Genomic DNA, 26983 nt, shown 5'->3' with positions numbered 1-26983 from the left:
CCATGATCCGACGCGCCGCGCCCGCCGCTCCCCGAGCGCTCGCGGTGGCCGTGCTCACGGTGATGCTGGGCGGCCAGGCGCTGCGGAACCTCGCGGGCTGGTGGGGCTGGGGGGTCGTCGTCGCGGCGCTGCTGGTCGGCGTCGTCGTGCTGCTGGTCCGGGTGCGGCCTCGGCTGCGCTGGAGCCGGACGCCCAAGGCGCTCGTCGCCTTCCTCGCCCTCGCCGTGCTCTCGCTGCTCTGGTCGGCGTACCCCGGGGCGAGCGCGATCGGCGTCGTCGCGCAGCTCGCCACCTCGCTCGGGGCGGTCGCCCTCGCCCTGACGCTCAGCACGGCGCAGTTCGTCACCGCCCTCGGCCGCGCGCTCCGGATCACCGTCGGCGCCTCGCTCGTCTTCGAGCTCGTCGTGGCGGTCGTCGTCCGCGCGCCCGTGCTGCCGTTCGTCATCGACCTGCCGGCCGGCCGCATCCCGGACGCCTTCTACTGGTCGCAGGCCGCGCTGTTCACCGGCGAGCCGATCCAGGGGCTCGTCGGCAACCGCAACCTGCTCGGCTTCCTCGCGCTGCTCGGCCTGATCGTCGTGCTGATCGAGCTGGCCGCGCGCAGCCTCCGTCCCCGCTGGGGCGTCGTCTGGGTCGTCCTGTTCGCCGCGACGCTCCTGCTCACCCGCTCCGCCACCGTGCTGCTCTGCGTCGTCGCCGTCGCGGCGGCCGCGGCCTTCGCGCTCTGGGCGCGACGCCGTGGCGAGTCGGAGCGGCGGCCCGTCTACGTCACGGCCGCGGCGACCGCCGTCGTGCTCGCGAGCGGCGCGATCGCGGGCTGGGGCACCCTGCTCGGCCTCCTCGGCAAGAGCGAGGACGCGACCGGCCGGCTCGACATCTGGCGCTCGGTCTGGGCGCTGGCCGCCGAGCGGCCCGTCCTCGGCTGGGGCTGGGTCAGCTACTGGGCGCCCTGGGCCGCCCCGTTCGACACGCTCGCCGAGCGCAAGGGCGTCCTCTACCTGCAGGCGCACGACGCCTGGCTCGACGTCTGGTTCCAGCTCGGCATCGTCGGGCTGGTGCTCTTCACCGCCCTCGTGGTCTCGACCCTCTGGCGCGCCTGGTTCCGCGCCGTCGACCGCCCGCGCCGCAGTGCGACGACGGCGCTGCCCTACTCGGCCGTGTCGCTCGCACCGCTGCTGCTGCTCGCCGCCCTCCTCGCGCAGGCGCTGTTCGAGAGCCGGCTCCTGATCGAGAGCGGCTGGCTCCTGCTGGCCGCCCTGGCGGTCCTGACCAAGCAGCCCGCGAACGAGGAGGAGGACGCGCTCACCGCCGAGCCGATCCCCCTCGCCGGCCAGCGCGCCGTCCGATGAGGGGCGGTCGGCCGTCGGCTCTGCCGGCCGCCCTCGCGGACGCCCTGGCGTCCCCGCAGTTCGCGGCGGCCCTCGCGCAGACCTCCCTCGTCGTCGTGCTCTGCGCGCCGGCGGTGCGCGGGATGATCGGCTGGCCCGGCTACATCGCGGCGATCGCGACGCTCACCGCCCTCGCGGCCGTCATGCTCGTGCTGCGGCGCGAGCTGCTCGACTGGGAGGGGCTGCTGCCGACCAGCATCCTGGTCTTCCTCGGCTGGATCGCCCTCAGCACGCTCTGGAGCGGCTACCAGTGGGCGACCGCCTCGAGCGTGCTCTACCAGCTCGCCCTCGCCTTCCTCGCGATCGCGATCGGCCTGACCCGCGACATCATCCAGGTGATCCGCGCGGTCGGCGACGTGATGCGGTTCGTGCTGATCGGCTCGCTGGCCGTCGAGGTGCTCTCCGGCGCCCTGATCGACCGGCCGCTGCGCTTCCTCGGCGTCGAGGGCCTCCTGGCTGTCGGCGGCCCGATCCAGGGGCTGGTCGGCACCCGCAACCAGCTGGGGCTGGTCTGCCTGCTGGCGGTCGTCACCTTCTCGGTCGAGCTGATGACCCGGTCCGTGGCGCGCGGCCCGGCCCTCGCCTCGCTCGCGCTCGCCGTGGTCACCCTGGTGCTCACCCGCTCGGCGGTCAGCGCCGGCGTGCTCGTCGTCGCCGCGGTCGTCGCGCTGATCCTGCGCTGGGTGCGCCGCGCCACCGGCGAGCAGCGTCGGCGGCGGCAGTACACGACACTCGCGGTGCTCGTGGCGTCCGCGCTCACCGCAGGGCTCTTCCGCTTCCGGATCGTCGACCTGCTCAACGCGGGCAGCGAGTTCGAGTTCCGGGTCACCCTCTGGCAGCAGGTCTGGCGCTTCACCGACCTGGCGCCGATCATCGGCTGGGGCTGGGTGGGCTACTGGCGCACCGACCTCTACCCGTTCAACGCGATCGACTTCCTCTCCGGCCGGCCGCACTCCTCCAGCCTGAACGCGGTGTTCGACCTGGCGCTGCAGGTGGGCGTCGTCGGGGTCGCGCTCTTCCTCGTGCTGGTCGGCCTCGCCCTCTGGCGCTCGTGGCTCATCGCCTCCGAGCGCAAGGCGGTCGTGCACGTCTGGCCGGTGCTGGTGCTCAGCGTCCTCGTCGTCACCTCGCTCGCCGAGAGCTCGCTCCTGGTCGACGCCGGCTGGCTGCTGCTGGTGATCTGCGCGATGCGCGCCGCGCAGGGGCTCAGCTGGCGGCGGCTCCTGCACCCCGGCGACCGGCCCGGCGGGCTGCCGCGACAGCCCGCAGCACCGCCAGGTGCTCCTCCCGGCAGCGCTCCCAGCTGAACCGGGCCGCGCGCTCGACGCCCTTCGCACCGAGCTCGGCGGAGCGCTCGATCGCCTCGAGGATCCCGTCGGCGATCGAGCGCGGCTCGAGCGGATCGACGAGCACCGCGGCGTCGCCGCAGATCTCGGGCAGCGATCCGGAGTCCGCGGCCGCCACGGGGCAGCCGGAGGCCATGGCCTCGATCGGCGGGAAGCCGAAGCCCTCGTAGAGGCTCGGGAAGGCGAGGACGGCGGCGCGCCGGTAGATCTCCGCCAGCTCCTCTGCGCCCACGTGCCCGCGCCACTCGACGAAGTCGGGCAGCGGGCCGAGCTTCTCCAGGTCGCCTCCGGTGAGCACCAGCCGCAGGTCGTGGCCCTCGGCACGGAGCAGGCGCATCGCCTCGAACAGCCGCGCGTGGTTCTTGTGCGGCCAGGCGCGCGCCGGGTAGAAGACGAAGTCCTCGCGCGCGCCCAGGTGCGGGCGGAAGCGCTCGGTGTCCACGCCGAGGTGGGACACGTGGATCCGCTCCTCCGGGATGCCGAGCAGCTCGACGATCCTCCCCTTGGTGAAGGCGCTGATGGTGATGATCGCGTCGGCCCGGCGCGCGGTCGCCTCGTAGGCGATCCGCCGGAAGACGCGCTCGACGCGCGGGAAGAGCTGCGGCAGATCGCGGTGCTGGAGGTCGAAGACCATCTGCACGTGCCCCTGCCGGCGCGACGGCCAGGGCAGCGGGACGGTGAAGGGGAAGTAGAGGATCTCGTCCGGCCCGAGCAGCCGCCGGAGCCGGCGGGTGCGGGCGAGCGCCTGGAGCATGCCCGTCGCGCGGCGGCGGTGGCCGGCCCCGCTGACGACGCCCTCGGCCACGATCTCGGGCACGCCCTCGCTGAAGCCGCGGGCGTTCTCGGGGACGAGCGCCTGCACGCGCAGCCCCTCCTCCCCTGGCCGCGTCACGAGCAGCCGGGTCAGCGCGCGGGCGTAGGTCTCGCCGCCGCCCATCCCGCCCGGGTCGACGGTGAGCACGGCGAGCGTGACGGCGAGGCGTTCCGGCATGGCGTCCGATCGGATCGAGGCACCCTCCTGGTGAGGGCCGGGTCAGACTACCCGCGCCCGCCCTCGGCGCCGCGGAGCGCCCCCGGCGGGTGCTCCCCGGCGCGGCGGAGGCCGGTGGGTAGTATGTAGCCCGCTGTCACCGACCCCGACGAAACGGACCACCACGTGCCCCGCGCTTTGATCACCGGAATCACCGGCCAGGACGGCCTCTACCTCGCCGAGCTGCTGCTCGAGAAGGGCTACGAGGTCTTCGGGCTCGTCCGAGGGCAGAACAACCCCAAGTACGAGCTCGTCCGCCGCACCGTCCCCGAGGTGACGCTGCTCACCGGTGACCTGACCGACGTGTCGAGCCTCGTGCGCGTGCTCGCCGCCTCGCAGCCCGACGAGGTCTACAACCTCGGCGCGATCTCGTTCGTCGCCTACTCGTGGGAGAACGCGTCGCTCACGACCGACGTGACCGGCAAGGGAGTGCTCAACATCCTCGAGGCCGTGCGCCTCTACGCCGGCGACGACATGTCGCGCGTGAAGTTCTACCAGGCGTCCTCGTCCGAGATGTTCGGCAAGGTCCAGCAGGTCCCCCAGAGCGAGGAGACCCTCCTCTGGCCGCGCTCGCCCTACGGCGTCGCCAAGGTCTTCGGTCACTACATGACCATCAACTACCGCGAGTCCTACGGCATGCACGCCTCGTCGGGCATCCTCTTCAACCACGAGTCGCCCCGCCGCGGCCCGGAGTTCGTCACCCGCAAGATCAGCCTCGCGGTGGCCCGCATCAAGCTCGGCCTCCAGGAGACGCTGGAGCTCGGCAACCTCGACGCCAAGCGCGACTGGGGCTTCGCCGGCGACTACGTCGACGCGATGTGGCGGATGCTGCAGCAGCCCGAGGGCGACGACTACGTGGTCGCCACCGGCGAGACCCACGAGATCCGCGAGTACCTCGACATCGCCTTCAACCACGTCGGCATCGAGGACTGGACCCCCTACGTCACGCAGAACCCCGCGTTCATGCGCCCGGCCGAGGTGGACCTGCTCATCGGAGACCCGGCGAAGGCGCGCGACGTGCTCGACTGGCAGCCGAAGGTCTCCTTCCCGGAGCTCGTCTCGATGATGGTCGAGAACGACCTCGCCGAGCAGTCCGCGCTGATCAAGTAGCCGCCGTGCCCGCAGCGTTCGTCACCGGGGCGAGCGGACAGGACGGGGGCTACCTCGTCGAGCGTCTGCTCGCCGACGGCTGGGAGGTCTCCGCGCTCGTGCGCGACGAGGACGCCTCCCTGCCCGCGTCCGTCCGCGCCTTCCAGGGCGACCTCCGTGACGCCGCCGGCCTCGGCCGCGTGATCGCCGAGGCGCGGCCCGACACGGTCTTCCACCTCGCCGGGATCTCCTCGGTGGCGCAGTCCTGGCAGGAGCCGGTGCTGACCGCCGAGGTGACCGGCACGGCGGTCGCCGCCCTGCTCGAGGCCGCGCTGGACCTGCAGGAGTCGGCCGGCCGCGAGGTGCGCTTCGTGCAGGCCTCCTCCTCGGAGATCTTCGGCGCGGCGACCGAGAACCCGCAGACCGAGTCGACGCCGATCCGCCCCGTCTCGCCCTACGGCGCCGCGAAGGCCTTCGCGCACCACCTCGTCGGGGTCTACCGCGGCCGCGGCCTGCACGCGTCCTCCGCGATCCTCTACAACCACGAGTCGCCCCGCCGCCCCGAGAGCTTCGTCACCCGGAAGATCACGGCCGGCGTCGCCGCGATCGCCGCGGGCACCGCGACCGAGCTCTCGCTCGGCAACCTCGACGCCCGCCGCGACTGGGGCTGGGCGCCCGACTACGTGGACGCGCTCGTCCGCGCCTCGCGCGCCGAGCAGGCCGGCGACTACGTCGTCGCGACCGGTGTCGCGCACTCCGTCCGCGAGTTCGTCGGCGCGGCCTTCGCTGCCGCCGGCATCGACGCCTGGGAGGACCGGATCCGGATCGATCCGCGCTTCGCCCGCCCGGTCGACGCCCCGGAGATGCGCGGCGACGCCTCCAAGGCCCGGGCCGAGCTCGGCTGGGCCCCGACCGTCGCCTTCGAGGAGATCGTCGCCCGGATGGTCGAGCACGACCTCGAGCTCGCCCGCGCCGCGGGCTGAGCACCCGCCGCCGTCCAGCGCCCGTCGCCGTGCGGCGGCGCAGGCGTTACGTACAATGATCTGGCTGCCGCCCCGGCAGTGCTAGGGCTGGGAGTCCGATGAGCAGCAGGAAAACGACGATCACGCGCGCGGCCGACCGCGTCGACGCGATCGCACAGGAGCCGTTCCATCAGAGCGGGACCCAGCCGGGTCAGCGCTCGGGCGGCTTCGTCTCGTCGCTGATCGACATCTTCCGGCACCGCGAGCTGCTCAAGCTGCTCGTCAACCGCGAGCTGAAGGCGCGCTACAAGGACTCGAGCCTCGGCTTCGTCTGGACGCTCATCCGCCCGCTCGTGATGCTGATGATCTACTACGTGGCGATCGGCCAGTTCCTCGGCGCCGCCCGCGGCATCCCGGTCTTCGCGATCTTCGTCTTCTGCGGCCTGACGCTGTGGAACCTGTTCAGCGAGATCGTCGCCACCGGCACGACCTCGATCCTCGCGAACGCGGGACTGATCAAGAAGGTCTACCTGCCGCGCGAGATCTTCCCGGTCGCCACCATCGGCGCCGCGCTGTTCAACTTCGCCGTGCAGTTCCTGGTGCTGATCGTGGGCGCGATCGCGCTCGGGGCGCTCAACGTCAGCTGGCAGCTGCTCTTCATCATCCCGGCGCTCGCGGTCACCCTGGTCTACGGCCTGGCCCTCGCGCTCGCGCTCTCGGCGCTCAACGTCTACCTCCGCGACATCCAGTTCCTCGTCGAGGTCGGCCTGCTGATCTTCTTCTGGCTCTCGCCGATCACCTACGCGTGGTCCTTCGTCGTCCAGACCGTGCCGGGCTGGCTCGAGCAGATCTACCTGCTCAACCCGATGACCAACGCGATGCTCGCCTTCCAGCGGGCGATCTGGGGCCCCGGCTCGCGGGAGACCCAGGTCGAGCAGGCCGACGGCAGCTTCAACACCGTCGCCGGTCAGCCGTGGCCGGCCGACATGGCCCTCCACCTCTTCATCGTCTTCCTGGTCGGGGTCGTGCTCGTGTGGCTCGCCCACCGCGTCTTCCGCCGCCTCGAGGGCAACTTCGCACAGGAGATCTGATCCCATGACGCTCGAGTCCGAGGTCGCCCTTCCCGAGTCGACCGAGATGCCGACCATCATCCGCGTCCAGAACGCCTCCAAGCGCTTCGTGATCCGCAAGGACAAGAGCGTCAAGGAGCGCATCGTCAACTTCGGCCGCGGCAAGCAGCACCGCGACGACTTCTGGGCGCTGCGCGACATCGACCTCGAGATCCCGCTCGGCTCCACGGTCGGCCTGATCGGCGCGAACGGCTCCGGCAAGAGCACGCTGCTCAAGCTCATCGGCGGCATCATCCAGCCCACCACCGGGACCGTCGAGCGCCGCGGGCGCCTCGCGGCGCTGCTCGAGCTCGGCGCGGGCTTCCACCCCGACCTCACCGGCCGCGAGAACGTCTTCCTCAACGGCGCGATCCTCGGGCTCTCCCGCCGGGAGCTCGAGGAGAAGTTCGACTCGATCGTCGAGTTCTCCGAGATCGTCGACTTCATCGACACGCAGGTGAAGTTTTACTCCTCCGGCATGTACGTGCGGCTCGCCTTCGCGATCGCCATCCACACCGACCCCGACCTCCTGCTGGTCGACGAGGTCCTCGCGGTCGGCGACGAGCCGTTCCAGCGCAAGTGCATGGACCGCATCCGCGCGTTCCAGCGCGCGGGCAAGACCATCGTGCTGGTCACCCACTCGCTCGAGCAGGTCGGCGAGCTCTGCGACCGCACGGTCGTCCTGCAGCACGGCAACGTCATCTACGACGGCGAGACCGCCCGCGGCCTCGAGGTCCTGCGCAACGGCTTCGAGAACTCCCGCCAGGAGCGCGTCGAGCGCGAGACCGCCGAGGCGATCGTCGAGGCGGAGGAGGCCGGCGAGGAGCCCGAGCCGCTGCCCGCCGCCGAGATCGTCAGCGTCGAGCTCGAGGGCGGCACGGTCGAGGAGGGCAACCGCACCCTGCGTCCCGGCGACGACCTGACGGTGTCGGTGACCCTGCGCCCGCTCAGCGGCGCCCCGGTCGAGAACTGGTTCGTCGGCATGGGCGTGGACACCCCGCTCGGCCAGGTGGTCTTCGGCACCAACACCATGCGCCTCGGCTTCGAGCACCCGCCGCTCACGGAGCAGACGACCATCACGTTCTCCCTCCCGGACATCCGCTTCGGCGGCGGCACCTACGCCGTGCACGCGTCGGCCTCCACACTCGGCAACGGCGAGTTCGTCCGCGTGCCGGTCGGAGCCCGCTTCACGGTCGAGCGCAGCGACAAGCGCGTCGGCCTCGTGAGCGTGGCCGCCTCGGCCACCGTCGACGGCGTCACCCGGGCGTGACCGCACGCCCGGTGCGGCTGCTCGTCGACGCGAGCCCCCTCGCGGCCGAGCGGCTCACCGGGGTCGGGCACGTGCTGCTGGAGACGCTGCGCGCCCTCGGCGAGGAGCGCTTCCGCCGCGAGGTCGAGGTGGTCCTCTTCGCCCCCGCGTCCGAGACCGCCGCGATCACCCGGCACGGGCTCGGCTTCCGCGTGCGCGGCATCCCGCTCCCCCGGCGTCTGGTCGGCCTGCTGACCCGGACGCCGCTGCCGATCGACCCGCTGGTCGGCCGCGGGGTCTACTTCTTCCCCAACTACCGCAACTGGGCGCTCAGCCGCCGCTCACGGGCGATCACCTTCGTGCACGACGCCTGCTTCGCCGTCGTGCCGGAGCTCGTCCCGGCGGCCCGCCGCGCCCTCCTGCAGGCCCGGATGCCGGGCTGGCTGGCCCGCTCCGACCTGGTCGCCACCGGCACCGCGTCCGCGGCCGGCGAGATCGAGCGGCACCTCGGCGTCGCGGGCGAGCGGCTGCGGATCCTGCCGACGACGGTCGACGCGGCGGACTTCCGTCCCCGACAGGCCGACGAGGTCGCCGCCGTCACCGCGCGCGTCGGCGTCGAGCGCTACCTGCTCTACGTGGGCGCCGTCGAGCCGCGGAAGAACGTCGCGGCGCTCGTCCGCGCCTTCGCGGCCGCCGACCGCCCGGCCGGCTGCACCCTGCTGATCGTCGGCGCGACGGCCTGGGACGACGAGGACGTCCGCGAGGCCGTCGCCCGGGCCGCCGCGGCGGGCGCCGACGTCCGGCTCTCGCCGGTCTTCGTCGAGGACGCGGAGATGCCCGCCCTGATGACCGGTGCCGACGCGCTCGCGCTGGTCTCGCTGCACGAGGGCTTCGGCCTGCCCGCCCTGGAGGCGGTCGCCACCGGCACGCCCGTCATCGTCTCCGACATCCCGGGGATCCACGACGCGCTCCGCGGGCACGAGGCGGCGGCGACGTTCGTCCCGGTCGAAGACGAGGACGCGCTGCGGAGCGCGATCGAGACCGCTCTCGCACGCCCCCGGCGGGTCGAGCCCGGCCGGATCGCCCCGTGGAGCGACGCCGCCGAGGCGCTCGTGCGGGCCGCGCGGGAGCTCGCGGACCGCTGAGCCCGTTGACGGCGAGCGCCCGCGAGCCCGCCCTCAGAGCGTCGAGACGCCCGCCGGTGCGACGGCCGTGACGTAGGTCCAGACCTCGTCGGCGTACTCGGTCCAGGTGCGGTTGACCCGGGCGCGCGCCTCGGCGGTGAGCCGGGCGTGCACCTCGTCGTCGGTCAGCAGCGTCACGAGCGCGTCGCGGATCGAGTGGTCGTCGCGCGGATCGACGAGCAGCGCACCGCCCTGCTCCGCGATGTCCCTCATGCTGCCGAAGCCCGAGGTGATCACCGGCGTGCCGACCGCGAGCGACTCGGCCACGGGCAGCCCGAAGCCCTCGTTCAGCGAGGGGAAGATCGTGCAGGTCGCGCTGCGGTAGGCACTCCAGAGCAGCTCGTCGGTGATCGCCGAGAAGGAGTCGACGTGACGGCCCTCGTCCTGGAGCGCGTGCATCCGCCCCTGGAACTCCTCGCTGCTCCAGGCGTTGCCGCCGATGAAGGCCAGCGTGAACTCGACGCCGGAGCGCCAGGCCAGCTCGGCCGCGTGCAGCACCGCGAGGTGGTTCTTTCGCGGCTCGTGGCTGCCGATGCAGACCACCAGCGGCTCGTCGCCCACGGCCCCGAGGGTCAGCCGGGTCGCGGCCTCGTCGAAGTCGTCGTCGCCGCCGGCCGAGGCGGGCAGCGGGATCGCGTCGATCTCCGGCCCCTTCTCGCCCTCGAGCATGCCGCGCCAGCCGCGGTACTCGGTCTCGGAGGCACGGGAGACCGTGGTCACCCGGTCCATGTGCGAGACGGCGACGAGCGTCCGCGGGAACTGGCCGCTGATCCCGCCGTGCGCGGTCTCCGCGGTCGTCAGCGGCACGCAGTCGTGGCCGATCATCGTCGTCGCGTTGCCACTGAACTCGGTGAAGGCGGCGAGGCGTCCGCTGCGCTCGTCCTCGATCGCGAGCTCGGGGAGCACGTAGAGCGACTCCCACGGGACGACCACGGGCGCGTGCGCATCGAGCTTGGCGTCCGGCGCGGAGCCGTAGAGCGCGTTCGTCCGCAGCTCGTTGCCGACCTCGCGGAAGCCCGTCATCGCGTCGTCCCAGACGATCAGGCCGATGTCGTGCCGGCTGTTCCACTCGACGATCGTGGTGCGGACGACCCGCTGGATCCCGGTCGCGAGGCCCGTGCGCGCGGTGTGGTGCACGTCGACCAGGACGGCGTGCCGGGCGATCACGACGGTGCTCGGCGCGCGGACGGCGTCGAGCACGCGGGAGGCCGGGGTCGGCCGGAGCAGCCCGGTCAGCAGCGCGGCGACGCCGTCGAGACGGGCGCTGCGGCGCGACTCGACGACCTGCTCGCGCACGGGCAGCTCGGCGTTCACCACCGCGAGCATGAGCCAGGTCTGCTCGAAGCTCGGCTCGCCGACCGCGTCGGCGACCTGCTGGACGAGCGCGGGCACCTCCCGCGAGGGCGCGGTGGTGGGCTCGAGGGTCTCGAGCAGCAGCGTCAGGCGCTCGAGGGCGGTGGACTCACGCATCGTTCTCCTCCTGCTCGCTCGAGGCGGAGGGCACGAGGGCCGCCCACAGCTCGGCGGAGTAGTCGTTCCAGGTCCGCTTCGGGCGCGCGTGCGCCTCGGCGGTGAGCTCGGCGACCCGCTCGTCGGAGTCGAGCAGCTCGCGCATCGCGGCGGTGAGCTGGTCGTCGTCGTACGGGTCGACCGTGATGCAGCCGCCGTCGGCCGCGATCTCGGCGAGCGAGCCGCGGTCCGAGGTGATCGCGGGGATGCCGAGCGCGAGCGCCTCGGCGACCGGGAGCCCGTAGCCCTCGTGGGTGGAGGGGAAGACGAAGAAGCGCGCGTTGCGATAGGACGAGAGCAGCACGTCGTCGCCGGCCCCGCGGACGACCTCCACGGTGCGACCGCGGCGCTGGGCCTCGCGGATCCGGACGTCGAAGACCTGCGTGGCCCACGGGTTGCCGCCGCCGATGAAGCGCAGGCGGAACCGCTTGCCCTCGCGCCAGAGCACCTCGGCGGCGAACAGGATCGCGAGGTGGTTCTTCCGCGGCTCGTGGCTGCCGACCGAGAGCACGAGCGGGAGGTCGTCCTCCTCCTCGAGGTGCTCGCCGTCCAGCGGCGGCGCCTCGACCGGGAGGGAGACCGTGGAGAGCTCGGGGCCCTCGAGGCCCTGCGCGGGGAGCGCGGCGTTGAAGCCCGCGAACTCCTGGGTCGCGGCCTCGCTGATGCCGGCCACCCGGCTGGAGTGCTTGACGACGGTGAGGTAGTTGACGAAGCGCAGGCTCTCCTGCGGCGGAACGGTGTCGGCGCTCACGACCGGGATCGCGTCGTAGCCGATCAGGCTCACCGTGTTGCCGGAGAACTCAGCGAGCGCGGCGAGCGGCGCGCAGATCCCCATCACCGGGACCTCGGGCAGGACGAGGGTGGAGCGGAACGGCACGATGAAGTCGACGCTCTCCGGGCGGCCCGGATCCCACTCCCGGGTGCTGCTCGTCTCGAAGTCGATCACGCGCTCGAGCTCGCCCTCGCCGAGGCGGCGCAGGGCCATCGAGCCGTGCTCCCAGGCGGTGAGGATCGGGTCGTGGTCGCGGTGCCAGCGCTTCATCGTCTGACGGACGACGCGCTGGATGCCGGTGGCGTGCGAGTTCCGCGCGCAGAAGTCGACGTCCACGACGACGGCGCCGGTGACGACGGAGAGCGTGGTCGAGAGGTCGTGGTAGCCGGTCGAGGCGCGCGTGCCGGCGACGAGGAAGACCCGCATCGCCTCGTGCGGCTTCGCGAGCTGCAGCGAGCGCTTGAACCAGCTGAACAGGTGCGGCACCGGGTAGACGCCGAGGAACGCGGTGAGCGACAGCCAGGTCAGGTCGTCGGCGTCGCGCCGCTGGACGGTGCGCGCGATCTCGTCGAGGAACGGGCCGGGACCGCGGAGCGCGAGGTCGGCGGCCTGCTCGGGGTCGTCGAGGACGAAGGGGGCGATCTGCTCGAGTCGCTGCACCACGAAGGCGCGGCGGGCGTCACGGCCCGCGAGGTCGGCGGCGTTCACCGGCTGCGACCGCCGAAGCGGCGCTGCGCGTAGCGGATCGAGTGCTGCACCGCTCCCGGCAGGCCGAGCTGGCCGACCCGGATCTGGAAGGTGCGCGCCGCGCGGAGCGGGCGGGTGACCCGCCACGAGAGCGTGCTCTCGAAGTCGGCGACGTAGTGGGCGCCACCGCCGAAGTGCATGTTCGCGGCCCACTCGTCGAGCGGGTCGTTCAGCAGCTCGTCGAGGCGGGCGCGGAGCTCCTCGACGGTCTCCGGCGTCCGCGACTGGGACGCAGGAGCGTCCGGAGTCGTGGCGGTCGGAGCCGCGGTCATCGGAACCGAGGCGTCCGGAGCCGTGGCGTCCGGGCCGTCTCCGGCGGGCGTGAGGGCAGTCGTCTCTTCAGGCACCCCGCCATTGTAGGCGGGCACGTCAGCGGAGCTTGATCGACGCGGTGTCGTTCGCCGCCGCGGCGTCGTCCTCGAACAGCGCCGCCGCCGCCATCTGCGCCTCGCGCTTCTCGACGACGCCGCCGGAGCGGTGGTGGCCGAAGACCCAGAAGCGGTAGAGCACGAACCGGAAGGCGGTCGCGAGCAGGAGGCCGATCACGTTCGCGGAGATGTTGTCGGCGACGAGGTTGTCGAAGCCGAGCACGTAGTGCGAGATGTAGAGCGGCAGCAGGTTCACCAGCATGCCGGCGACCGCGACGACGCTGAACTCGGCGAGCTCGAGCAGGTAGTTGGCGCGGCGGTGCTCACGGAAGGTCCAGTAGCGGTTGCCGAACCAGGTCACGACCGTCGCGGCGGCCACCGCGACGACCTTCGCACCGATGGGCCCGGAGAGGAGGTGCTCGCCACCGATTCCGCCGACGCGCAGCAGGTTGAAGACGGTGACGTCGACGACGAGGCCGAGGATCCCGACGACGCCGAACTTCAGCACGTACGAGATCAGGCCGCTGTACAGCGCCTTCGCGAGCGCGACGGGACCCCTCCTGGCCATCGGCTCAGATCCCCGCGGTCTGCGGCGGACGGGTGCGCGAGCCCTCGCGGACGCGGATCTTGAGGAGGATCCAGAGCGCCTCGAAGCCGTCCTTGACGGTGATCTTCTTGCCCTCCTCGCGAGTGCGGGCCTTGTAGCTGATGCCGACCTCGTAGGGGCGGTAGCCGCGGGCGAGCAGCTTCGCGGTGACCTCCGCCTCCATGCCGAAGCCCTTCTCCTTGATCTCCAGCGAGCGGTACAGGCTCAGGGGCATCAGCTTGAAGCAGGTCTCGACGTCGGAGACGTGGGCGTTGAAGAGCACGTTCGTGATCAGGTTCACGCCCTTGTTGCCGATGACGTACCAGTAGGAGAACGAGGTGTGGCTGCCGAAGGTGCGGCTGCCGTAGACCAGCTGCGCCTCGCCGTCGAGGACCGGCTGCAGGAGCGAGGGGATCTCGCTGGGCCGGTACTCCTCGTCGGCGTCGCAGATGATGACGTAGTCGCCGGTCGCCTCCTGCACGGCCCGGCTGATCGCCGCGCCCTTGCCCTGGTTCATCGGCTGGTGGAAGACGCGGATGCGGGGATCGTCGAGCGCGTCGAGGATCTGCTTCGTGCGGTCGCGGCTGCCGTCGTTCACGATGACGAACTCGATCTCGACGCCGTCCTGGAACCGGATCGCGAGGACGCGGTCGACGGCCTTCTGGAGGGTCGCCTGCTCGTTGTAGACGGGCATGAGGATGGAAAGCTTCACGTCGGGATTCTCTCTCGTACGGCGCCGGGCGGGCTGCGGCGCGCGGTGGGGTCAGGGCGCGAGGGGTTCGGGGCGCGAGGGGTTCGTGGCGCGGTGGAGGGCGGGGTGCGGCGGCCTACGGCGCGGCGACGACGGTCGCCTGGAACCAGGCGATGGTCCGCGCCAGTCCGTCCTCGAGCGGGATCGTCGGCTGCCAGCCGAGGATCTCGCGCGCCTTCGTGATGTCGGGCTTGCGGCGCTCCGGGTCGTCGATCGGGCGCGGCTCGTAGTGGATCTCCGAGTCGCTGCCGACGAGCGCGACGATGCGGCGGGCGATCTCGCCCAGCTCCAGCTCGTCGACGCTGCCCAGGTTGATCGGACCCGCGTCCTTCGAGTCGGCCATCCGCAGGATCCCGTCGACGAGGTCGTCGACGAAGAGCAGCGAGCGGGTCTGGGTGCCGTCGCCGTGCATCGGGATCGAGGTGCCGGCCAGCGCCGCCTTCACGAACGCCGGGACGGCGCGGCCGTCGTCGATGTCCATGTTCGGGCCGTACGTGTTGAAGATGCGCACCACGCCGGTGTCGACGTCGAAGTAGCGGCGGTAGGCGAAGGTGATCGCCTCCGCGTAGCGCTTCGCCTCGTCGTAGACGCTGCGCGGACCGTTCGGGTTGACGTTGCCCCAGTACTCCTCGTGCTGCGGGTGCACGTGCGGGTCGCCGTAGACCTCCGAGGTGGAGGAGACGACGAAGCGGGCGCCGTCGCGCTTGGCGACCTCGAGCAGCGCCTCGGTCACGGTCGAGCCGGCGTGCAGCGTCTCGATCGGGTGCGCCAGGTATCGCGGCGGCGACGCCGGCGAGGCGAAGTGCAGCACGACGTCGAACGGACCGGGCACCGCCAGCGCGTTCGCCGCGTCGTCCTGGACGAAGCTGAAGCACGGGTGGGCCAGCAGCGGACCGATGTTGCGGGTGGAGCCGGTGATCAGGTCGTCGATGACCACGACCTCGTCCCCCCGGCGGAGGATCTCAGCGGCGAGGTTCGAGCCGAGGAAGCCCGCCCCGCCGGCCAGGAGGAAGCGACGCGATGCGGTCACGGCTGCCTTTCGATGGAGGGGAGGGAGGGGTCGCCCGTCGGACGGGCAATCGGAGAGATTAGCACGGGGCCGATCCAGGGCCCGGAGGCCGGCGCGCGACGACGGTGCCTGTCACCCGCATGCACTAGATTCTCTGCGGCTGCGATCCGTCGGCCCGGGCGCCCAGGGAGCTGACGATGACGACCGAGGACGCGCCGGCTCCCGGTCGCGGCACCCGCACGCTGCGCCGGCTCGGCGCCCACTCCGCGGGTCTCGTGTTCTGGATCCTCGCGGCCGTCGGCCTGGCTCTGCGGGTCCTCTTCATCGTCAGTCCCGCGCACACCTTCGACGCCGATCACGCGGTCGTCTACCTGATGGCCAAGCACGTCGCGGACGGCGAGCTCCCCGCCTTCTTCTGGGGCCAGTCCTACGGCGGCACGCTGCTGCAGACCACGGCCGGGCTGGCGATGCTCGTCTTCGGCGCGCACATCGAGGTGCTCGCGATCGTCTCCTCGCTCTGGTTCCTCGGGGCGGCCGTCCTCCTGCGCGTGATCGCCCGGCGCCTCGCCGGTCCGGTGGCGGGCGCGACGGCCGGCCTGCTGTTCTGGTTCCCCGGCGTCGTCCTGCTCCAGGTGTCGACCAGGGACCCGGGCTTCTACGGGCCGAGCATCGTGGTCGCGCTCGGCGTGATCGCGGTCGCCACCGCGTCGCTGCGGCGACCGCTGCTCTCCTGGATCGCCGCGGGCGCGCTCAGCGGTCTCGCGCTCTGGACCTCGCCGATGAGCGTCGCGCTGGCGGCCCCGGCCGTCCTCGCGCTGGTGATCCGCGACATCCGGCGCCCGCTGCACTGGCTGCTGGGCATCGGCACGGCGGTCGTCGCCGGCTCGCCGTGGCTCCTGGAGGCGCTGCGCAGCTCGAGCGCGACCGCGCCGCTCGGCGCCGGCACCAGCGACTGGGAGCCGACGATCGACAGCGTCACCGCGCTCTTCCACGACATGCTCCCCGTCGCGTTCACCGTCGCCCCGGGCGAGCCGGCCGACTCGATCGTCGGCTGGACCGCGGTCGTCCTGCTGGCCGGGCTGGTCCTCGTCGGCGCGGTCCGGCGGCGTCTCGCCCCGGTGCTGGCCGGCACCGGCACGCTGCTGCTCTGCGCCGTGCTGATCCTCGGCGCCGGGCTCGACCTCGACTACGACTCGGTGCGCTACAGCGTCTTCCTGATGCCCGCGTTCGCCCTGGCGGGCGCGTGGCTGCTCGCGCGCTGGCGACCGGTCGCCCTGGTCGCGGTGCTCGTCGCGGCGGCGCTGACCGTCTCGGGAGTGTGGGACCGCTCGGAGGGGTTCCGCAGCGACACGTCGAACCGCTTCGACGGCGGCTACCGCGCGGTGGTCGAGCTGCTCGAGCGCCGCGGCGCCGAGCACGTCTGGGGCGACTACTGGCTCAGCTACGCGATGACCGCGTCCACGAACGAGGAGGTCACGGTCGCCGCCCTCGTCACCCGCCGCTACCCCGGCTACGACGCCCTGGCGCAGGCCGACGGCCCGCCGGTGATCGTCGTCACGACCGGCGACTACAACGACCAGGAGCTGCGGACCTCCACCCTGCTGCCCCCGCACGAGCGGATCGTCCGCGGCGGCTACACCGTCTACTTCTACGACGAGCCGTTCGCCGTCACCTCGCAGCCCTGGGGCCTGTACTGACGCGACAGGTCATGCCGGTCGAGGCTCGCAGGGCCTTCATGCTGGTCGAGTAGCCGCGCAGCGGCGTATCGAGACCCACCCACCGGACGACGGTGGATCTCGATACGCCCGCTCCGCGGGCTACTCGATCAGCATGGAGCGCGCCCGCTCCCCGAAGGCAGCGCAGCCCCGCAGGGCCCGACCTTTCATGCTGGTCGAGTAGCCGCGCAGCGGCGTATCGAGACCCGCCCCGTCAGCCCTCGACGGGGAAGACCAGCCAGCGTCCGGACGAGGACTGCGCGATCGGAGTGAGCGAGCCGCTCGCCGCGAGCACGTCGCCGTACCAGGCGCCCTCGCGTCCGACGTAGGCCGCTGTGTCGACGTACACGGCGCACGCGCCGCTCGCCTCGACCGCGGCGGCGAAGTCCTCGGGCGTGCTCGCCCCGCCGAAGACGTCGAACCCGGTGGTGCCGCGGACCGCGCCGTAGCTCCACTCCAGGTTCGCGCCCTCCGTGTAGAGGTAGGGCAGCGCCTCGTCGTAGTCGGCCATCCGCCCGACGGAGCCGCTGTCGGGGAAGCTCTTGATCGGCAGCTGCACGACGCCGCAGCCGTCCGGCAGCGCCGCATCGGCCTGCGCGACGAAGTCGGTCATCTCGGCGTCCTCGGTCGGCGCGATCGGCACCATCCGGGCGACCCCGGCGAGCTGGTCGAGCACGCCGACGACCACGACGAGCGCGACCACCGCGATCCGGATCCAGCGCCGGCCGATCCGCGCGAGTCCGATCGCCACGACGCCGAGCGCCAGCAGCGCCAGCACGATCGAGAGCCGCGACCAGGCCCGGATGGTCGACCCCGCGATCAGCGCGACCGCCATCCCGAAGCCGGTCACCACGTAGAACAGCAACGTCCAGAGCGCCGCCACGGCGAGCACCCGCACGTGCTCGTCCGAGACGAAGCGGCCGAAGGCGGTGACCCGGAGCGCTCGCCCGCCGACCAGCCCGAGCAGCGGCAGGCTGACCAGCAGGAGGCTCAGTCCCGCGATCGCGATCAGCGGCAGCCCGGGCGGCTCGGTGTTGACCGCGACCGCCGTGGTCACCTGGTAGATGTTCGTCAGCGCGCCGATCTTGGGCACCTCGGTGCCCTGCCACGGCAGGAAGAGCGAGAGGATCTTGCCGGCGAAGTCCTCCGACTCCCCCACCCCGCGGCTCTCGAAGTACGGCGCGTAGCGCTCCCCCCAGTCGCCGCCGAGCAGCACCAGCTCGATCGCCACCAGGACGCCGAGCACGCCCAGCGGCAGGACCCGCGCCAGCACCGCGCGCAGCGGCACCCGGGTCGCGAGCCCGGCCAGTGCGCCGAGCAGCCAGATGCCGCCGAGCACCAGCACGCTGAAGACGTAGTAGTAGCCGCCCGTCGTCGCGATGAGCAGCGGCAGCACCACCACCGGGACGGCGCCGCGCAGCAGCCGCGCCCGGCGGGTCGCCCCGCGCAGCCGCCAGGCCCGGAACGGATCGGTGCGCTCCCCCGCCACCACCAGGATCAGGATGCCCAGCAGCGGGATCGCCCAGTAGTTGGCGAGGAAGGCGTGCCCCGCCCCGATCCGCTGGAAGTGGTACGGCGCGAGGCTGAAGACGACGGCGACGAGCGCGCTCGACCAGGCCGGCACGCGCAGGCAGCGGAAGAAGGCGTAGCCGGTCAGCGCGACGAAGGCGAAGGTGAGCAGGTAGAAGACGTTGAGCAGCAGGAAGCCGTCGTGGATCACCAGCGCGAGGGCCGAGGCGGTCAGCGCGGACGCGACGTCGAACTGCGCCGTGTAGAACGAGTTGTAGCCCGAGGGGAAGGCGAGCGCGCCGTTCTCGGCGAACGGGAAGGCCTGGGTGGCGCTGCGGAACAGCAGGTAGTGCAGGATCTGGTCGTCGCCGCCCGCCCGCCAGCGCTCGGCGAGCGAGCCCGGGGTCGCGCCGAGGGCGATCATCGCCGCCAGCACGCTCACCAGCGCGGCGGCGGCGGCCCAGCCGAGCTCGCGCCCGATCCGCCGCAGGCGGGGGCGGGGGGCGGCCCGCGTCTCAGAAGCCACGCTCGGCGCTCGCCTTCTCGATGCTGGCGCCGACGATCGCGTTCAGCGCGGTCTCCCCGGGGGTGCCCGCGTAGTCGTAGACGTCGAACGTCGGGCAGGCGGTGATGGCAGCGGGCTCGCCCAGGTGGCCGAGCGCGAGCTCCGCCCAGTCCGGCTCCCGGTCGGCGAGGACGTAGCTGAAGTCCTTGCCGCGGTAGGACGCGGCGTTGTTCATCCAGAGCTGCGCCGTGAAGTCGAAGTTCACCTGCTGCACGTCGACCGACGCGTCCCCGTAGAGCTCCAGCGGACGCGTGCTCCAGAACGAGCCGACGCCGGAGAGCTCGCGGCCGTCGAGCCACTGCTCGAGGCAGGCGCGCTCCGGCGTGCTGCCGGCCTGCTCCGCCGCCGCCCGGACCGCGGGCCCGGCGACGACGCCCGCTGCGACGACCACGAGCGCCACGGCACCGGCGAGCGCCGCGCGCACGCCGGTGGAGAAGCTGCGCGGCCGGAGCAGCGGGACGCGCGCGGCGAGACGGCGCGGGATCCAGTCCTGGGAGGCGGGCAGCAGCATCAGCGCGGGGAAGACCGCGAGCGGCAGCAGATAGCGGCTGACCAGGCTGCCGGTGACGATCTGCCCGAGGACGAGGGAGGCGGAGGCGACGAGCACGAAGGTCGCCAGGACCACGCTCGAGTCCGCGACCGCCCACGGCGTCTCGGGCCGCACCTGGGTCGCGACGGCGAGGACCAGGGTGACCAGCGCGGCCAGCAGCAGCACGCCGACGATCAGGATCTCGAGCTTCCCGGTGGGAGCCGACCCCACGTCGCGCAGCTGCAGGAGGAAGCCGTCGACCGCGGCACCCGCGCGCTCGAGGTGCACGTACGTCCCGGCGTCGACGGCGACGAACCGGGCGACCGCGTCCCGGGCCGCGTAGCCGATCCCCGCGCCCGCGACCAGCGCGGCGGAGATCAGCAGCGCGCGCCGCCACGACATCCGCCGGAGCACGAGCACCGCCAGCAGCGAGACGACGGCCGGCGCGGTGAACTGGAGGGCGAAGAGCGGATTCGAGAGCGTCGTCGCCGCGGACACCAGGACCGCCCCGATCAGCGCCCACGTCGTGCGGACCCGCGACGGCGGCCGCGCGGGATCGAAGCCGCCGCTCGCCTCGGCCATCAGGGCGAGGGCGAGCACGGCGGCCAGCGCGACCCCGGAGTAGTAGGTGGTCAGCAGGATGCCGCTCGCGAAGGCGCCCGAGTTGATCAGCCCCCGGCCCTCGGTGGCGGCGAGCACGACGACGGTCCCGGTCGCCAGCGCGGCGGCGCTCACCCGCCACGGCCGGGTGCGCCCGGCCAGCACCCGCGCGGCCAGCCAGCGCACGCAGCCGTAGAGCGCGGCGGCGTTGACGAAGGCGTTCACCACGAGCGCGCCGACGACCGATCCGCCGGCGAGCGCGAGGCTCACCAGGTAGAGCGGCAGCTCCGGGAACAGCAGGAGCTGACTCGTCATCACCCACTGGAACGGCTCGCCCTCGGCGACCGAGCGCACCAGGAGCGGAAGCGCCAGCGAGTCGCCGTCCGACAGCAGGTACTCCCACCACGGCGTCGACGACAGGCGGCCGAGCACGAGCAGCGTCGCCGCGAGGACGAGGAGCAGGCCGGCCGCCTCGAGGACGACGGCCCAGCGGCGGGAGGGAGCGGTGGCGACCGCCGTCATCGCGACCCGTCGCGTCCGAGGCGGATGCGCAGGACGAGCAGGAGGCTGCGGAGCAGGGTGTTGCCGGGGATCTTCGAGGTCCCCTCCGTGCGATCGAGGAAGACGATGGGGATCTCGCGCACCCGCCGCGCGGCGGTGAGCGCGCGGTGCTTGAGCGCGATCTGGAAGCCGTAGCCGGTGGCGTCGACGGTCTCGAAGTGGATCCGCTCGAGCAGCTCGCGGCTGAAGAGGTTGAAGCCGCCGGTCCAGTCGGTGAGGCGGGAGCCCAGGATCGCGCGGGCGTAGATGTTGCCGCCGCGGCTGAGGATCTTGCGGTCGAGCGTCCAGTCCGGGGTGCCGCCGCCGGGGATGTAGCGGGACGCGACGACGAGGTCGGCGCCCGCGCGCACCTCACGGAGGAAGTCGGCGAGGTACTTCGGGTCGTGCGAGAGGTCGGCGTCCATCTGCAGGATGCAGTCCGGGGCGTCGTCGGCCTCGAGGATCCGCTCGAACGCCCAGAGGTAGGCCGCGCCGAGCCCCTCCTTGGTCGCGCGCTCGAGCACCTGCACCGAGTACGACGGGGTCTCGAGCTCGGCCGCCAGGGCACGCGCCTTCTCCGCCGTCCCGTCCGGCGAGGAGTCGTCGACGACGACCGAGCGGACGACGACGTCGGTCTCGCGGGCCACAGCGGCGGCGACCCGGCGCAGCAGCTCGGCGATGTTGTCCGCTTCGTTGTACGTGGGGGTGACGATGGTGAGCGAGAGCATCTGGTTCCGATTCGGGCGGGGACGTGGACGGTCCGCCGGGGCGGAGGCGGTGGAACAGTATCAGCGTGCACCATGCCGTCCTGTGTGAGAGGAAGCAGGACGTCGCGTCGCGGTTCTCAGGTTCAGTTCCCCCGATGGAGGGTTCCAGTACAGATCGGCCGCGTACTCTCGCCCTCATCGCTCCCGCCCGGGTCGCGAGGACCCCGAGGAGCACCGTGTCGCGTCAGTCGAGTCCGTCTGCGGGGAGAGCGGCGCGCCTGCTGGAATCGCAGAAGGTGCGATTCCTCGTCGCCGGCTCGCTCAACACCGCCCTCGACTTCCTCATCCTCAACGCGCTCGCGCTGCTGGTCGGCCTGCCGACCCTGGTCGCGAACGTCGCCTCGGTGACCGTCGGCATCTCGATCTCGTACTTCCTCAACCACTTCTTCGTCTTCCGGCACCCCGACCGGCCGACCGTGCGCACCTTCGCGCAGTTCTTCCTGGTCACCGGCTTCAGCTCGCTCGTGCTCCAGTCGCTGATCATCTACGGCTTCGAGGTCTTCTTCGACACCCGGTTCGGCACCTCGCTCCTCTTCCTGCCCAGCGCGGGCGAGAAGGCCTTCCTCGCGATCAACGTCGCGAAGGCCGTCGCGGTGATGGTCGGCCTGGTCTGGAACTTCTGCCTCTACAAGTTCGTCGTGTTCCGCGCGCCGTCCGCGGCCGTCGCCCCCGAGCTGGGCGAGGTCGTCGACGAGGTGGAGTCCGCCGCGCGCTGAGCGCCGGAGCCCCGCTCGGGGCCCGTGCTAGCCTCGTCGAGTTCTTCCGACGGTGCCCCCGCCCGTCGACGCCGCTCCCCCGGAGGCTCTCATCGCCCGCTCGACGTTGCCCATCGCGGTCGTCGTCGTCACCCACTTCTCGGGTGAGGTCCTCCGCGCCTGCCTGGAGTCGATCCCGGAGGCGACCGAGCACGACGTGCGCGTCGTCGTCGTCGACAACGCGACCACCGACGACTCCGTCCGCCGCGTCGTCGAGCGCCGCCCCGAGGTGCTCTTCCACGAGACCGGCGAGAACCTCGGCTACGGCAGGGCGATCAACTACGCGGTCGACCGGCTCGGCCCGGAGATCGAGTGGATCCTGGTCACGAACCCGGACACGGTCTTCCTCCCCGGCTCGATCGACGCCCTCTACGCGGCGGCGACCGCCGACCCCGGGATCGGCTCGATCGGCCCGCGCATCCTGGACTCGGACGGCACGATCTACCCCTCGGCCCGCGCACTGCCCTCGCTCGGCACGGGCGTCGGCCACGCGCTGCTCGCGCACGTCTGGCCGGGCAACCCCTGGTCTCGCCGGTACCGCCGCTCGCGCGCGGTCGAGACGATGCAGCACGGCAGCATGACGGCCGGCTGGCTGTCGGGCGCCTGCGTGATGGTGCGGCGCACCGCGTTCGAGCAGATCGGCGGCTTCGACGAGCGCTACTTCATGTACTTCGAGGACGTGCAGCTCGGCGACTCGCTCGGGCAGCGCGGCTGGTCGAACGTCTACCTCGCCGACGCGGTCGTGTCGCATCTGGGCGGGCACTCGACGCGACTGGCCTCGGCGCGGATGCTCGCGGTGCACCACCGCAGCGCCTACCTCTACCTCGCGCAGAAGTACGACGCCTGGTACCAGGCGCCCGTCCGCCTGGCGGTCCGCCTCGGCCTCGGCGTGCGCGTCGCGCTGATGCGCCTGCGGCCCAGCCGCTGACGGCAGGATCTCGATACGCCCGCTCCGCGGGCTGCTCGATCAGCATGAGAGCCATGCCGGTCGAGCAGCCGCGCAGCGGCGCATCGAGGCCCGCCGCGTCAGCGACCGAGCTCGAGCAGGCGCTGCAGGTAGGCGCCGTAGCCGCTCTTCACCAGCGGGGCGGCGAGGTCGGCCAGCGCCGCGTCGTCGATCCAGCCGTGACGCCAGGCGATCTCCTCGATGCAGCCGATCTTGAAGCCCTGGCGCTGCTCGATCACGCGGACGAACTCCGTGGCCTCGATCATCGAGTCGAACGTCCCGGTGTCGAGCCAGGCGGTGCCGCGGTCCAGCACCTGCACGTTCAGGGTGCCGGCCTCGAGGTAGCGCTCGTTGACCGTCGAGATCTCGAGCTCGCCGCGGGCGGAGGGCTCGATCGTCTTGGCGATGCCGACGACGGAGTTGTCGTAGAAGTACAGACCCGGCACGGCGTAGTTGCTCTTGGGCTTCGCCGGCTTCTCCTCGATGGAGAGCGCGTGGAACGCGTCGTCGAACTCGACGACGCCGTAGGCCCGCGGATCCGCCACCTGGTAGGCGAAGATCACCGCGCCCTCGATCTCGGTGTTCGCCGCGAGCGCCGTGCCGAGCGCCGTGCCGTGGAAGATGTTGTCGCCGAGCACCAGCGCGACGGAGTCCTCGCCGATGAAGTCCTCGCCGATCAGGAACGCCTGCGCGAGGCCGTCCGGCGACTCCTGCACCGCGTAGGAGAGGGTCATGCCCAGGCTCGAGCCGTCGCCGAGCAGCGCGCGGAACTGGTCGTTGTACTCCGGGGTGGTGATGATCAGGACCTCGTCGATCCCGGCCATCATCAGCGTCGACAGCGGGTAGTAGACCATCGGCTTGTCGTAGATCGGCATCAGCTGCTTCGAGATGCCCTTGGTGATCGGCCAGAGCCGCGAGCCGGAGCCGCCGGCGAGGATGATGCCCTTCACGAGTGCGCTCCGTCCAGCTGGGCGTAGAGCGCCTTCGCCTCGGCCCAGGTCGGCAGGATGCCCTGAGCCTCGGCCTCGGCCAGAGTCGGCGCGTCGGTGTCCTTCGGCGAGAGCAGCGGCTCGCCCGCCTCCGGCGGGAAGCGCAGGCCGATCCGCTCGTCGAGCGGGTCGATGCCCTTCTCGCGGACCGGGTCGTAGGTCGAGGAGACGAGGTAGGAGACGACCGCCCCCTCCGTCAGCGCGACGAACGCGTGGGCGAGGCCCTCGCCGAGGTAGACCGAGCGGCGGTCGACGTCGTCGAGCAGGACCGAGTCCCACTGCCCGAAGGTCGGCGAGCCGACGCGGACGTCGATGATGTAGTCGAGCACCGCGCCCGAGAAGCAGGAGACGTACTTGGCCTGCGACGGCGGGATCTGCGCGAAGTGGATGCCGCGGACGGTGCCGCGCTTGGAGACCGAGGTGTTGCCCTGCTGCAGCGACAGCGGGTGCCCGACCTTCTCCGCGAGGCGGTCGAAGCGGTAGAACTCGTAGAACACCCCCCGGTCGTCGGGGAACTGCCGCGGTGTGACCTCGTAGGCGTCGGGGATCTCGAGCTCTCTGATCTGCACGGTCACGAGTGTACTGAGCGCTCGGCGGCCCGCCGACGCCCCGGTGGACCGTCGCCGCCGGTGCGCCGGGGGTCCGCACGTCGGAGGCCTCCGGCATGATGAGCGGGTGACCTTCCTCCTCACGGGCGCCTCCGGCATGCTCGGCACCGACCTCCGCTCCTCCCTCGGCGATCGCGCCGTCACGGCGCTCGGCCGCGCCGACCTCGACGTGACCGACCTCGACGCGGTCCGCGCCGCGGTCGCCGGCCACGACGCGGTGCTGAACTGCGCGGCGTACACCCGGGTCGACGACGCGGAGAGCGACGAGGAGGAGGCCCGCCGCGTCAACGCCCTCGGCCCGCAGAACCTCGCGATCGCCACCGCCGAGATCGGCGCCGCGATCGTCCAGGTCTCGACCGACTACGTCTTCGACGGCTCGGCGACCAGCCCCTACGCCGAGTCGCACCCCCGCGGCCCGATCTCGGCGTACGGCCGCACGAAGGCCGAGGGTGAGGAGCTCGTGCTCGCCGCGAACCCCGAACGGGGCTACGTCGTCCGGACGGCCTGGCTCTACGGCGCGCACGGCGGCAACTTCGCCAAGACGATGGTCCGACTCGCCGGCGCGCACCCCACGCTCACCGTCGTCGACGACCAGCGCGGGCAGCCCACCTGGACGGGCGATCTCGCCGACCGCCTGATCGCGCTCGTCGACGCCGCGGCTCCGGCCGGGATCTACCACGGCACCAACGCCGGCGAGACGACCTGGTTCGGCTTCGCGCGCGCCGTGTTCGAGAAGGCCGGGCTCGACCCGGAGCGGATCCGGCCGACCGACAGCGGCAGCTTCGTCCGCCCGGCCCCGCGGCCCGCCTACTCCGTCCTCAGCCACGACGCCTGGGCCGCCGCGGGCCTCGCGCCGATGCGCTCCTGGCAGGATGCGCTGGCCGCCGCTCCGCTCGAGGCGGTCACGCCGTGACCACCACGCTCCGGGTGGTCGTCGACCAGATGCTCGCCCGCGTCCCCGGCGGCATCGGCCGCTACACCGAGGAGCTCACCCGCGAGCTGATCCGCACCGCCCCGCGCGACTGCGAGGTCGAGGCCGTCTTCTCCGCGCATCCGCCGGAGAAGGAGGAGGATCTGCGGCTGCGCCTGCCCGGCCTCGCCCGCCTGCACCGCCTGCACCTGGGCCGCCGCGAGCTGTCCCGCGCCTGGCAGTACGGCATCGGCATCCCCTCGGGCGGCGGCATGATGCACGCTCCGAGCCTGTTCGCCCCGCTGCGCAGTCACGAGGGCCGCGAGGGCGAGCAGATCGCCGTCACCATCCACGACACGGTGCCGTGGACGCACCCCGAGACGCTCACCCCGCACGGCGCCAAGTGGCACCGCGCGATGGCGAAGCGCGCGCAGAAGTTCGCCGATGCTGTCGTCGTTCCGACGCACGCGGTCGCTCAGCAGCTCTCCCAGGTCCTCGACTTCGGCGACCGGATCCGCGTGATCGGCGGTGCCGTCGGCTCCGGGCTCGTCCTTCCCGACGACGCCGACGAGCGCGCGGAGGCCCTCGGGCTGCCGGCCGAGTACGTCCTCAGCGTCGGCACGCTCGAGCCGCGCAAGGGCCTGGTCTCGCTGATCGCGGCGTTCGGCGAGGCGTCGGCCCCGGAGCTCCCGCTCCTGATCGTCGGGCCGACCGGCTGGGGCGAGCTCGACATCGCCTCCGTCGCGGACGAGCAGGGCCTCGGCGAGGAGAGGGTGCGGGCGCTCGGCGTCCTCAGCGACACCGACCTCGCGCTCGTGCTCAGCCGGGCCACCCTGTTCGTCTACCCGAGCATCGCCGAGGGCTTCGGCCTGCCGGTGCTCGAGGCCATGCACTTCGGCGTGCCGGTCGTGCACTCGGACGACCCGGCGCTGCTCGAGGTCGCGGCCGACGCGGGTGTCGCCGTCGAGCGCGCCGACGCCAAGCACTACCCGGAGCGGCTCGCGCTCGCGATGAGCAGCGTGCTCTCCGACACCGGCCTCCGCGAGCGCCTCTCGGTCGCCGGCCGCGACCGCTCCCGCGCCTTCAGCTGGCGCGACTCCGCCGAGCGCGTCTGGGCCCTGCACGCCGACCTCTGAGGCATGCGGGGTCTGCAGACCCTTCTCCTGGTGCCAATGGATCTACTTGGAAGAGACGCCTGCAGAACATGCTGGTCGAGTAGCCCCGAAGGGGCGTATCGAGACCCGCCCAACCCAAGGACGTCGGTCTCTTCCCCGCCTTGCGCTGGCGCCGAAGGCGCCCTCTCCGCTCGATACGGCCGCTCCGCGGCCTACTCGATCAGCATGAAGGCGAGCAATCGCATCGGCCGGTCGCGCAACCCCGCGGGGCCCGACCATGCTGGTCGAGCAGCCCCGCAGGGGCCGCGCTCATGCTGGTCGAGTAGCTCCGCAGGA

Annotated in this window: 24 protein-coding genes; 12 read left to right on the top strand and 12 right to left on the bottom strand. The window is 72.3% G+C overall.

What is annotated here, in order from left to right; all coding sequences use genetic code 11:
* Positions 1-2: 2 nt before the first annotated feature.
* Positions 3-1349, top strand: coding sequence for an O-antigen ligase (locus EDF45_RS05505; RefSeq protein WP_148060224.1), 1347 nt, complete (start codon positions 3-5; stop codon positions 1347-1349).
* Complete coding sequence (locus EDF45_RS05500; RefSeq protein WP_123735237.1) at positions 1346-2695, top strand: O-antigen ligase; 1350 nt, start codon at positions 1346-1348, stop codon at positions 2693-2695. Before EDF45_RS05505 ends, EDF45_RS05500 begins: the two co-directional genes overlap by 4 nt.
* On the opposite strand, the gene EDF45_RS05495 is transcribed toward EDF45_RS05500, so the two are convergent.
* A complete protein-coding gene (locus EDF45_RS05495; RefSeq protein WP_123735236.1) occupies positions 2595-3725 on the bottom strand; it encodes a glycosyltransferase family 1 protein in 1131 nt (376 codons plus the stop codon). The two genes, EDF45_RS05500 and EDF45_RS05495, sit on opposite strands and share 101 nt — an antisense overlap.
* Before the next feature lie 165 nt (positions 3726-3890).
* Here EDF45_RS05495 and EDF45_RS05490 point away from each other — a divergent pair, with 165 nt between their 5' ends.
* From EDF45_RS05490 to EDF45_RS05470, 5 genes are all read left to right on the top strand, one after another.
* A complete protein-coding gene (locus EDF45_RS05490; RefSeq protein ID WP_123444375.1) occupies positions 3891-4874 on the top strand; it encodes a GDP-mannose 4,6-dehydratase in 984 nt (327 codons plus the stop codon).
* 5 nt (positions 4875-4879) lie between these two features.
* The gene (locus tag EDF45_RS05485) at positions 4880-5836 is read left to right on the top strand and encodes a GDP-mannose 4,6-dehydratase (protein WP_123735235.1); all 957 of its coding nucleotides are present in this window, start codon (positions 4880-4882) and stop codon (positions 5834-5836) included.
* A 98-nt stretch (positions 5837-5934) separates the two neighbouring features.
* Entirely contained in the window at positions 5935-6906 is a 972-nt protein-coding gene (locus tag EDF45_RS05480) for an ABC transporter permease (protein ID WP_123735234.1), read from the top strand.
* Positions 6907-6910: 4 nt separating this feature from the next.
* On the top strand, positions 6911-8194 hold the full coding sequence (locus EDF45_RS05475) for an ABC transporter ATP-binding protein (protein WP_243598852.1): 1284 nt from the start codon (positions 6911-6913) through the stop codon (positions 8192-8194).
* Positions 8191-9318, top strand: coding sequence for a glycosyltransferase family 1 protein (locus tag EDF45_RS05470; RefSeq protein WP_123735233.1), 1128 nt, complete (start codon positions 8191-8193; stop codon positions 9316-9318). The genes EDF45_RS05475 and EDF45_RS05470 overlap by 4 nt, the downstream gene beginning before the upstream one ends.
* Before the next feature lie 33 nt (positions 9319-9351).
* Here the strand turns inward: EDF45_RS05470 and EDF45_RS05465 are convergent, their stop codons facing one another.
* The 6 genes from EDF45_RS05465 to EDF45_RS05440 form a co-directional block, all read right to left on the bottom strand.
* Entirely contained in the window at positions 9352-10827 is a 1476-nt protein-coding gene (locus EDF45_RS05465) for a glycosyltransferase family 1 protein (protein ID WP_123735232.1), read from the bottom strand.
* A complete protein-coding gene (locus EDF45_RS05460; RefSeq protein WP_123735231.1) occupies positions 10820-12346 on the bottom strand; it encodes a glycosyltransferase family 1 protein in 1527 nt (508 codons plus the stop codon). Before EDF45_RS05460 ends, EDF45_RS05465 begins: the two co-directional genes overlap by 8 nt.
* Complete coding sequence (locus EDF45_RS05455; protein WP_148060223.1) at positions 12343-12732, bottom strand: hypothetical protein; 390 nt, start codon at positions 12730-12732, stop codon at positions 12343-12345. The genes EDF45_RS05460 and EDF45_RS05455 overlap by 4 nt, the downstream gene beginning before the upstream one ends.
* Positions 12733-12754: 22 nt before the next feature.
* Positions 12755-13321 carry a GtrA family protein gene (locus tag EDF45_RS05450; protein ID WP_123735229.1) on the bottom strand — a complete coding sequence of 189 codons (567 nt, stop codon included), beginning with the start codon at positions 13319-13321 and terminating at the stop codon, positions 12755-12757.
* 4 nt (positions 13322-13325) lie between these two features.
* Positions 13326-14051: a glycosyltransferase family 2 protein gene (locus EDF45_RS05445; protein ID WP_123735228.1), complete on the bottom strand. Its 726-nt coding sequence runs from the start codon at positions 14049-14051 to the stop codon at positions 13326-13328.
* A 115-nt stretch (positions 14052-14166) separates the two neighbouring features.
* Positions 14167-15120, bottom strand: a complete 954-nt coding sequence (locus EDF45_RS05440; RefSeq protein WP_123735227.1) for an NAD-dependent epimerase/dehydratase family protein — start codon at positions 15118-15120, stop codon at positions 14167-14169.
* Positions 15121-15296: 176 nt separating this feature from the next.
* On the opposite strand from EDF45_RS05440, the gene EDF45_RS05435 reads away from it, so the two are divergent.
* The gene (locus EDF45_RS05435) at positions 15297-16796 is read left to right on the top strand and encodes a glycosyltransferase family 39 protein (protein ID WP_123735226.1); all 1500 of its coding nucleotides are present in this window, start codon (positions 15297-15299) and stop codon (positions 16794-16796) included.
* A 232-nt stretch (positions 16797-17028) separates the two neighbouring features.
* Here EDF45_RS05435 and EDF45_RS05430 read toward each other — a convergent pair whose 3' ends face one another.
* Genes EDF45_RS05430 through EDF45_RS05420 form a run of 3 tightly spaced genes read right to left on the bottom strand, consistent with a single transcriptional unit; the run spans position 17029 to position 21285 of the window.
* The gene (locus EDF45_RS05430; protein ID WP_123735225.1) at positions 17029-18849 is read right to left on the bottom strand and encodes a hypothetical protein; all 1821 of its coding nucleotides are present in this window, start codon (positions 18847-18849) and stop codon (positions 17029-17031) included.
* Complete coding sequence (locus EDF45_RS05425; RefSeq protein WP_123735224.1) at positions 18839-20539, bottom strand: hypothetical protein; 1701 nt, start codon at positions 20537-20539, stop codon at positions 18839-18841. The genes EDF45_RS05430 and EDF45_RS05425 overlap by 11 nt, the downstream gene beginning before the upstream one ends.
* Positions 20536-21285: a polyprenol monophosphomannose synthase gene (locus EDF45_RS05420; protein ID WP_123735223.1), complete on the bottom strand. Its 750-nt coding sequence runs from the start codon at positions 21283-21285 to the stop codon at positions 20536-20538. The genes EDF45_RS05425 and EDF45_RS05420 overlap by 4 nt, the downstream gene beginning before the upstream one ends.
* A 275-nt stretch (positions 21286-21560) precedes the next feature.
* Between EDF45_RS05420 and EDF45_RS05415 the strand changes: the two genes are divergently transcribed.
* Positions 21561-22040: a GtrA family protein gene (locus EDF45_RS05415; protein ID WP_243582402.1), complete on the top strand. Its 480-nt coding sequence runs from the start codon at positions 21561-21563 to the stop codon at positions 22038-22040.
* Between the two features lie 52 nt (positions 22041-22092).
* Positions 22093-23007, top strand: a complete 915-nt coding sequence (locus EDF45_RS05410) for a glycosyltransferase family 2 protein (RefSeq protein ID WP_243582400.1) — start codon at positions 22093-22095, stop codon at positions 23005-23007.
* A 98-nt stretch (positions 23008-23105) separates the two neighbouring features.
* Here EDF45_RS05410 and rfbA read toward each other — a convergent pair whose 3' ends face one another.
* Together rfbA and EDF45_RS05400 are read right to left on the bottom strand one after the other, a co-directional pair.
* Positions 23106-23975 carry a glucose-1-phosphate thymidylyltransferase RfbA gene (gene rfbA, locus EDF45_RS05405; RefSeq protein WP_123735221.1) on the bottom strand — a complete coding sequence of 290 codons (870 nt, stop codon included), beginning with the start codon at positions 23973-23975 and terminating at the stop codon, positions 23106-23108.
* Entirely contained in the window at positions 23972-24583 is a 612-nt protein-coding gene (locus EDF45_RS05400; RefSeq protein WP_123735597.1) for a dTDP-4-dehydrorhamnose 3,5-epimerase family protein, read from the bottom strand. The genes rfbA and EDF45_RS05400 overlap by 4 nt, the downstream gene beginning before the upstream one ends.
* Positions 24584-24689: 106 nt before the next feature.
* On the opposite strand from EDF45_RS05400, the gene rfbD reads away from it, so the two are divergent.
* Positions 24690-25535, top strand: a complete 846-nt coding sequence (gene rfbD / locus EDF45_RS05395; protein WP_123735220.1) for a dTDP-4-dehydrorhamnose reductase — start codon at positions 24690-24692, stop codon at positions 25533-25535.
* Positions 25532-26668, top strand: a complete 1137-nt coding sequence (locus EDF45_RS05390; RefSeq protein ID WP_243582398.1) for a glycosyltransferase family 1 protein — start codon at positions 25532-25534, stop codon at positions 26666-26668. Before rfbD ends, EDF45_RS05390 begins: the two co-directional genes overlap by 4 nt.
* The last annotated feature ends 315 nt before the right edge of the window (positions 26669-26983 follow it).

Source organism: Rathayibacter sp. PhB186, from assembly GCF_003751825.1.
Classification (GTDB): domain Bacteria; phylum Actinomycetota; class Actinomycetes; order Actinomycetales; family Microbacteriaceae; genus Rathayibacter; species Rathayibacter festucae.
This window is presented reverse-complemented; position numbering and strand designations above follow the sequence as displayed.

Bases quoted from the DNA above. Each gene is read 5' to 3' on its own strand.
- EDF45_RS05505 (WP_148060224.1), top strand. From the start codon at position 3: ATGATCCGACGCGCCGCGCCCGCCGCTCCCCGAGCGCTCGCGGTGGCC.
- EDF45_RS05500 (WP_123735237.1), top strand. From the start codon at position 1,346: ATGAGGGGCGGTCGGCCGTCGGCTCTGCCGGCCGCCCTCGCGGACGCC.
- EDF45_RS05495 (WP_123735236.1), bottom strand. From the start codon at position 3,725: ATGCCGGAACGCCTCGCCGTCACGCTCGCCGTGCTCACCGTCGACCCG.
- EDF45_RS05480 (WP_123735234.1), top strand. From the start codon at position 5,935: ATGAGCAGCAGGAAAACGACGATCACGCGCGCGGCCGACCGCGTCGAC.
- EDF45_RS05475 (WP_243598852.1), top strand. From the start codon at position 6,911: ATGACGCTCGAGTCCGAGGTCGCCCTTCCCGAGTCGACCGAGATGCCG.
- EDF45_RS05465 (WP_123735232.1), bottom strand. From the start codon at position 10,827: ATGCGTGAGTCCACCGCCCTCGAGCGCCTGACGCTGCTGCTCGAGACC.
- EDF45_RS05450 (WP_123735229.1), bottom strand. From the start codon at position 13,321: ATGGCCAGGAGGGGTCCCGTCGCGCTCGCGAAGGCGCTGTACAGCGGC.
- EDF45_RS05435 (WP_123735226.1), top strand. From the start codon at position 15,297: ATGACGACCGAGGACGCGCCGGCTCCCGGTCGCGGCACCCGCACGCTG.
- EDF45_RS05425 (WP_123735224.1), bottom strand. From the start codon at position 20,539: ATGACGGCGGTCGCCACCGCTCCCTCCCGCCGCTGGGCCGTCGTCCTC.
- EDF45_RS05420 (WP_123735223.1), bottom strand. From the start codon at position 21,285: ATGCTCTCGCTCACCATCGTCACCCCCACGTACAACGAAGCGGACAAC.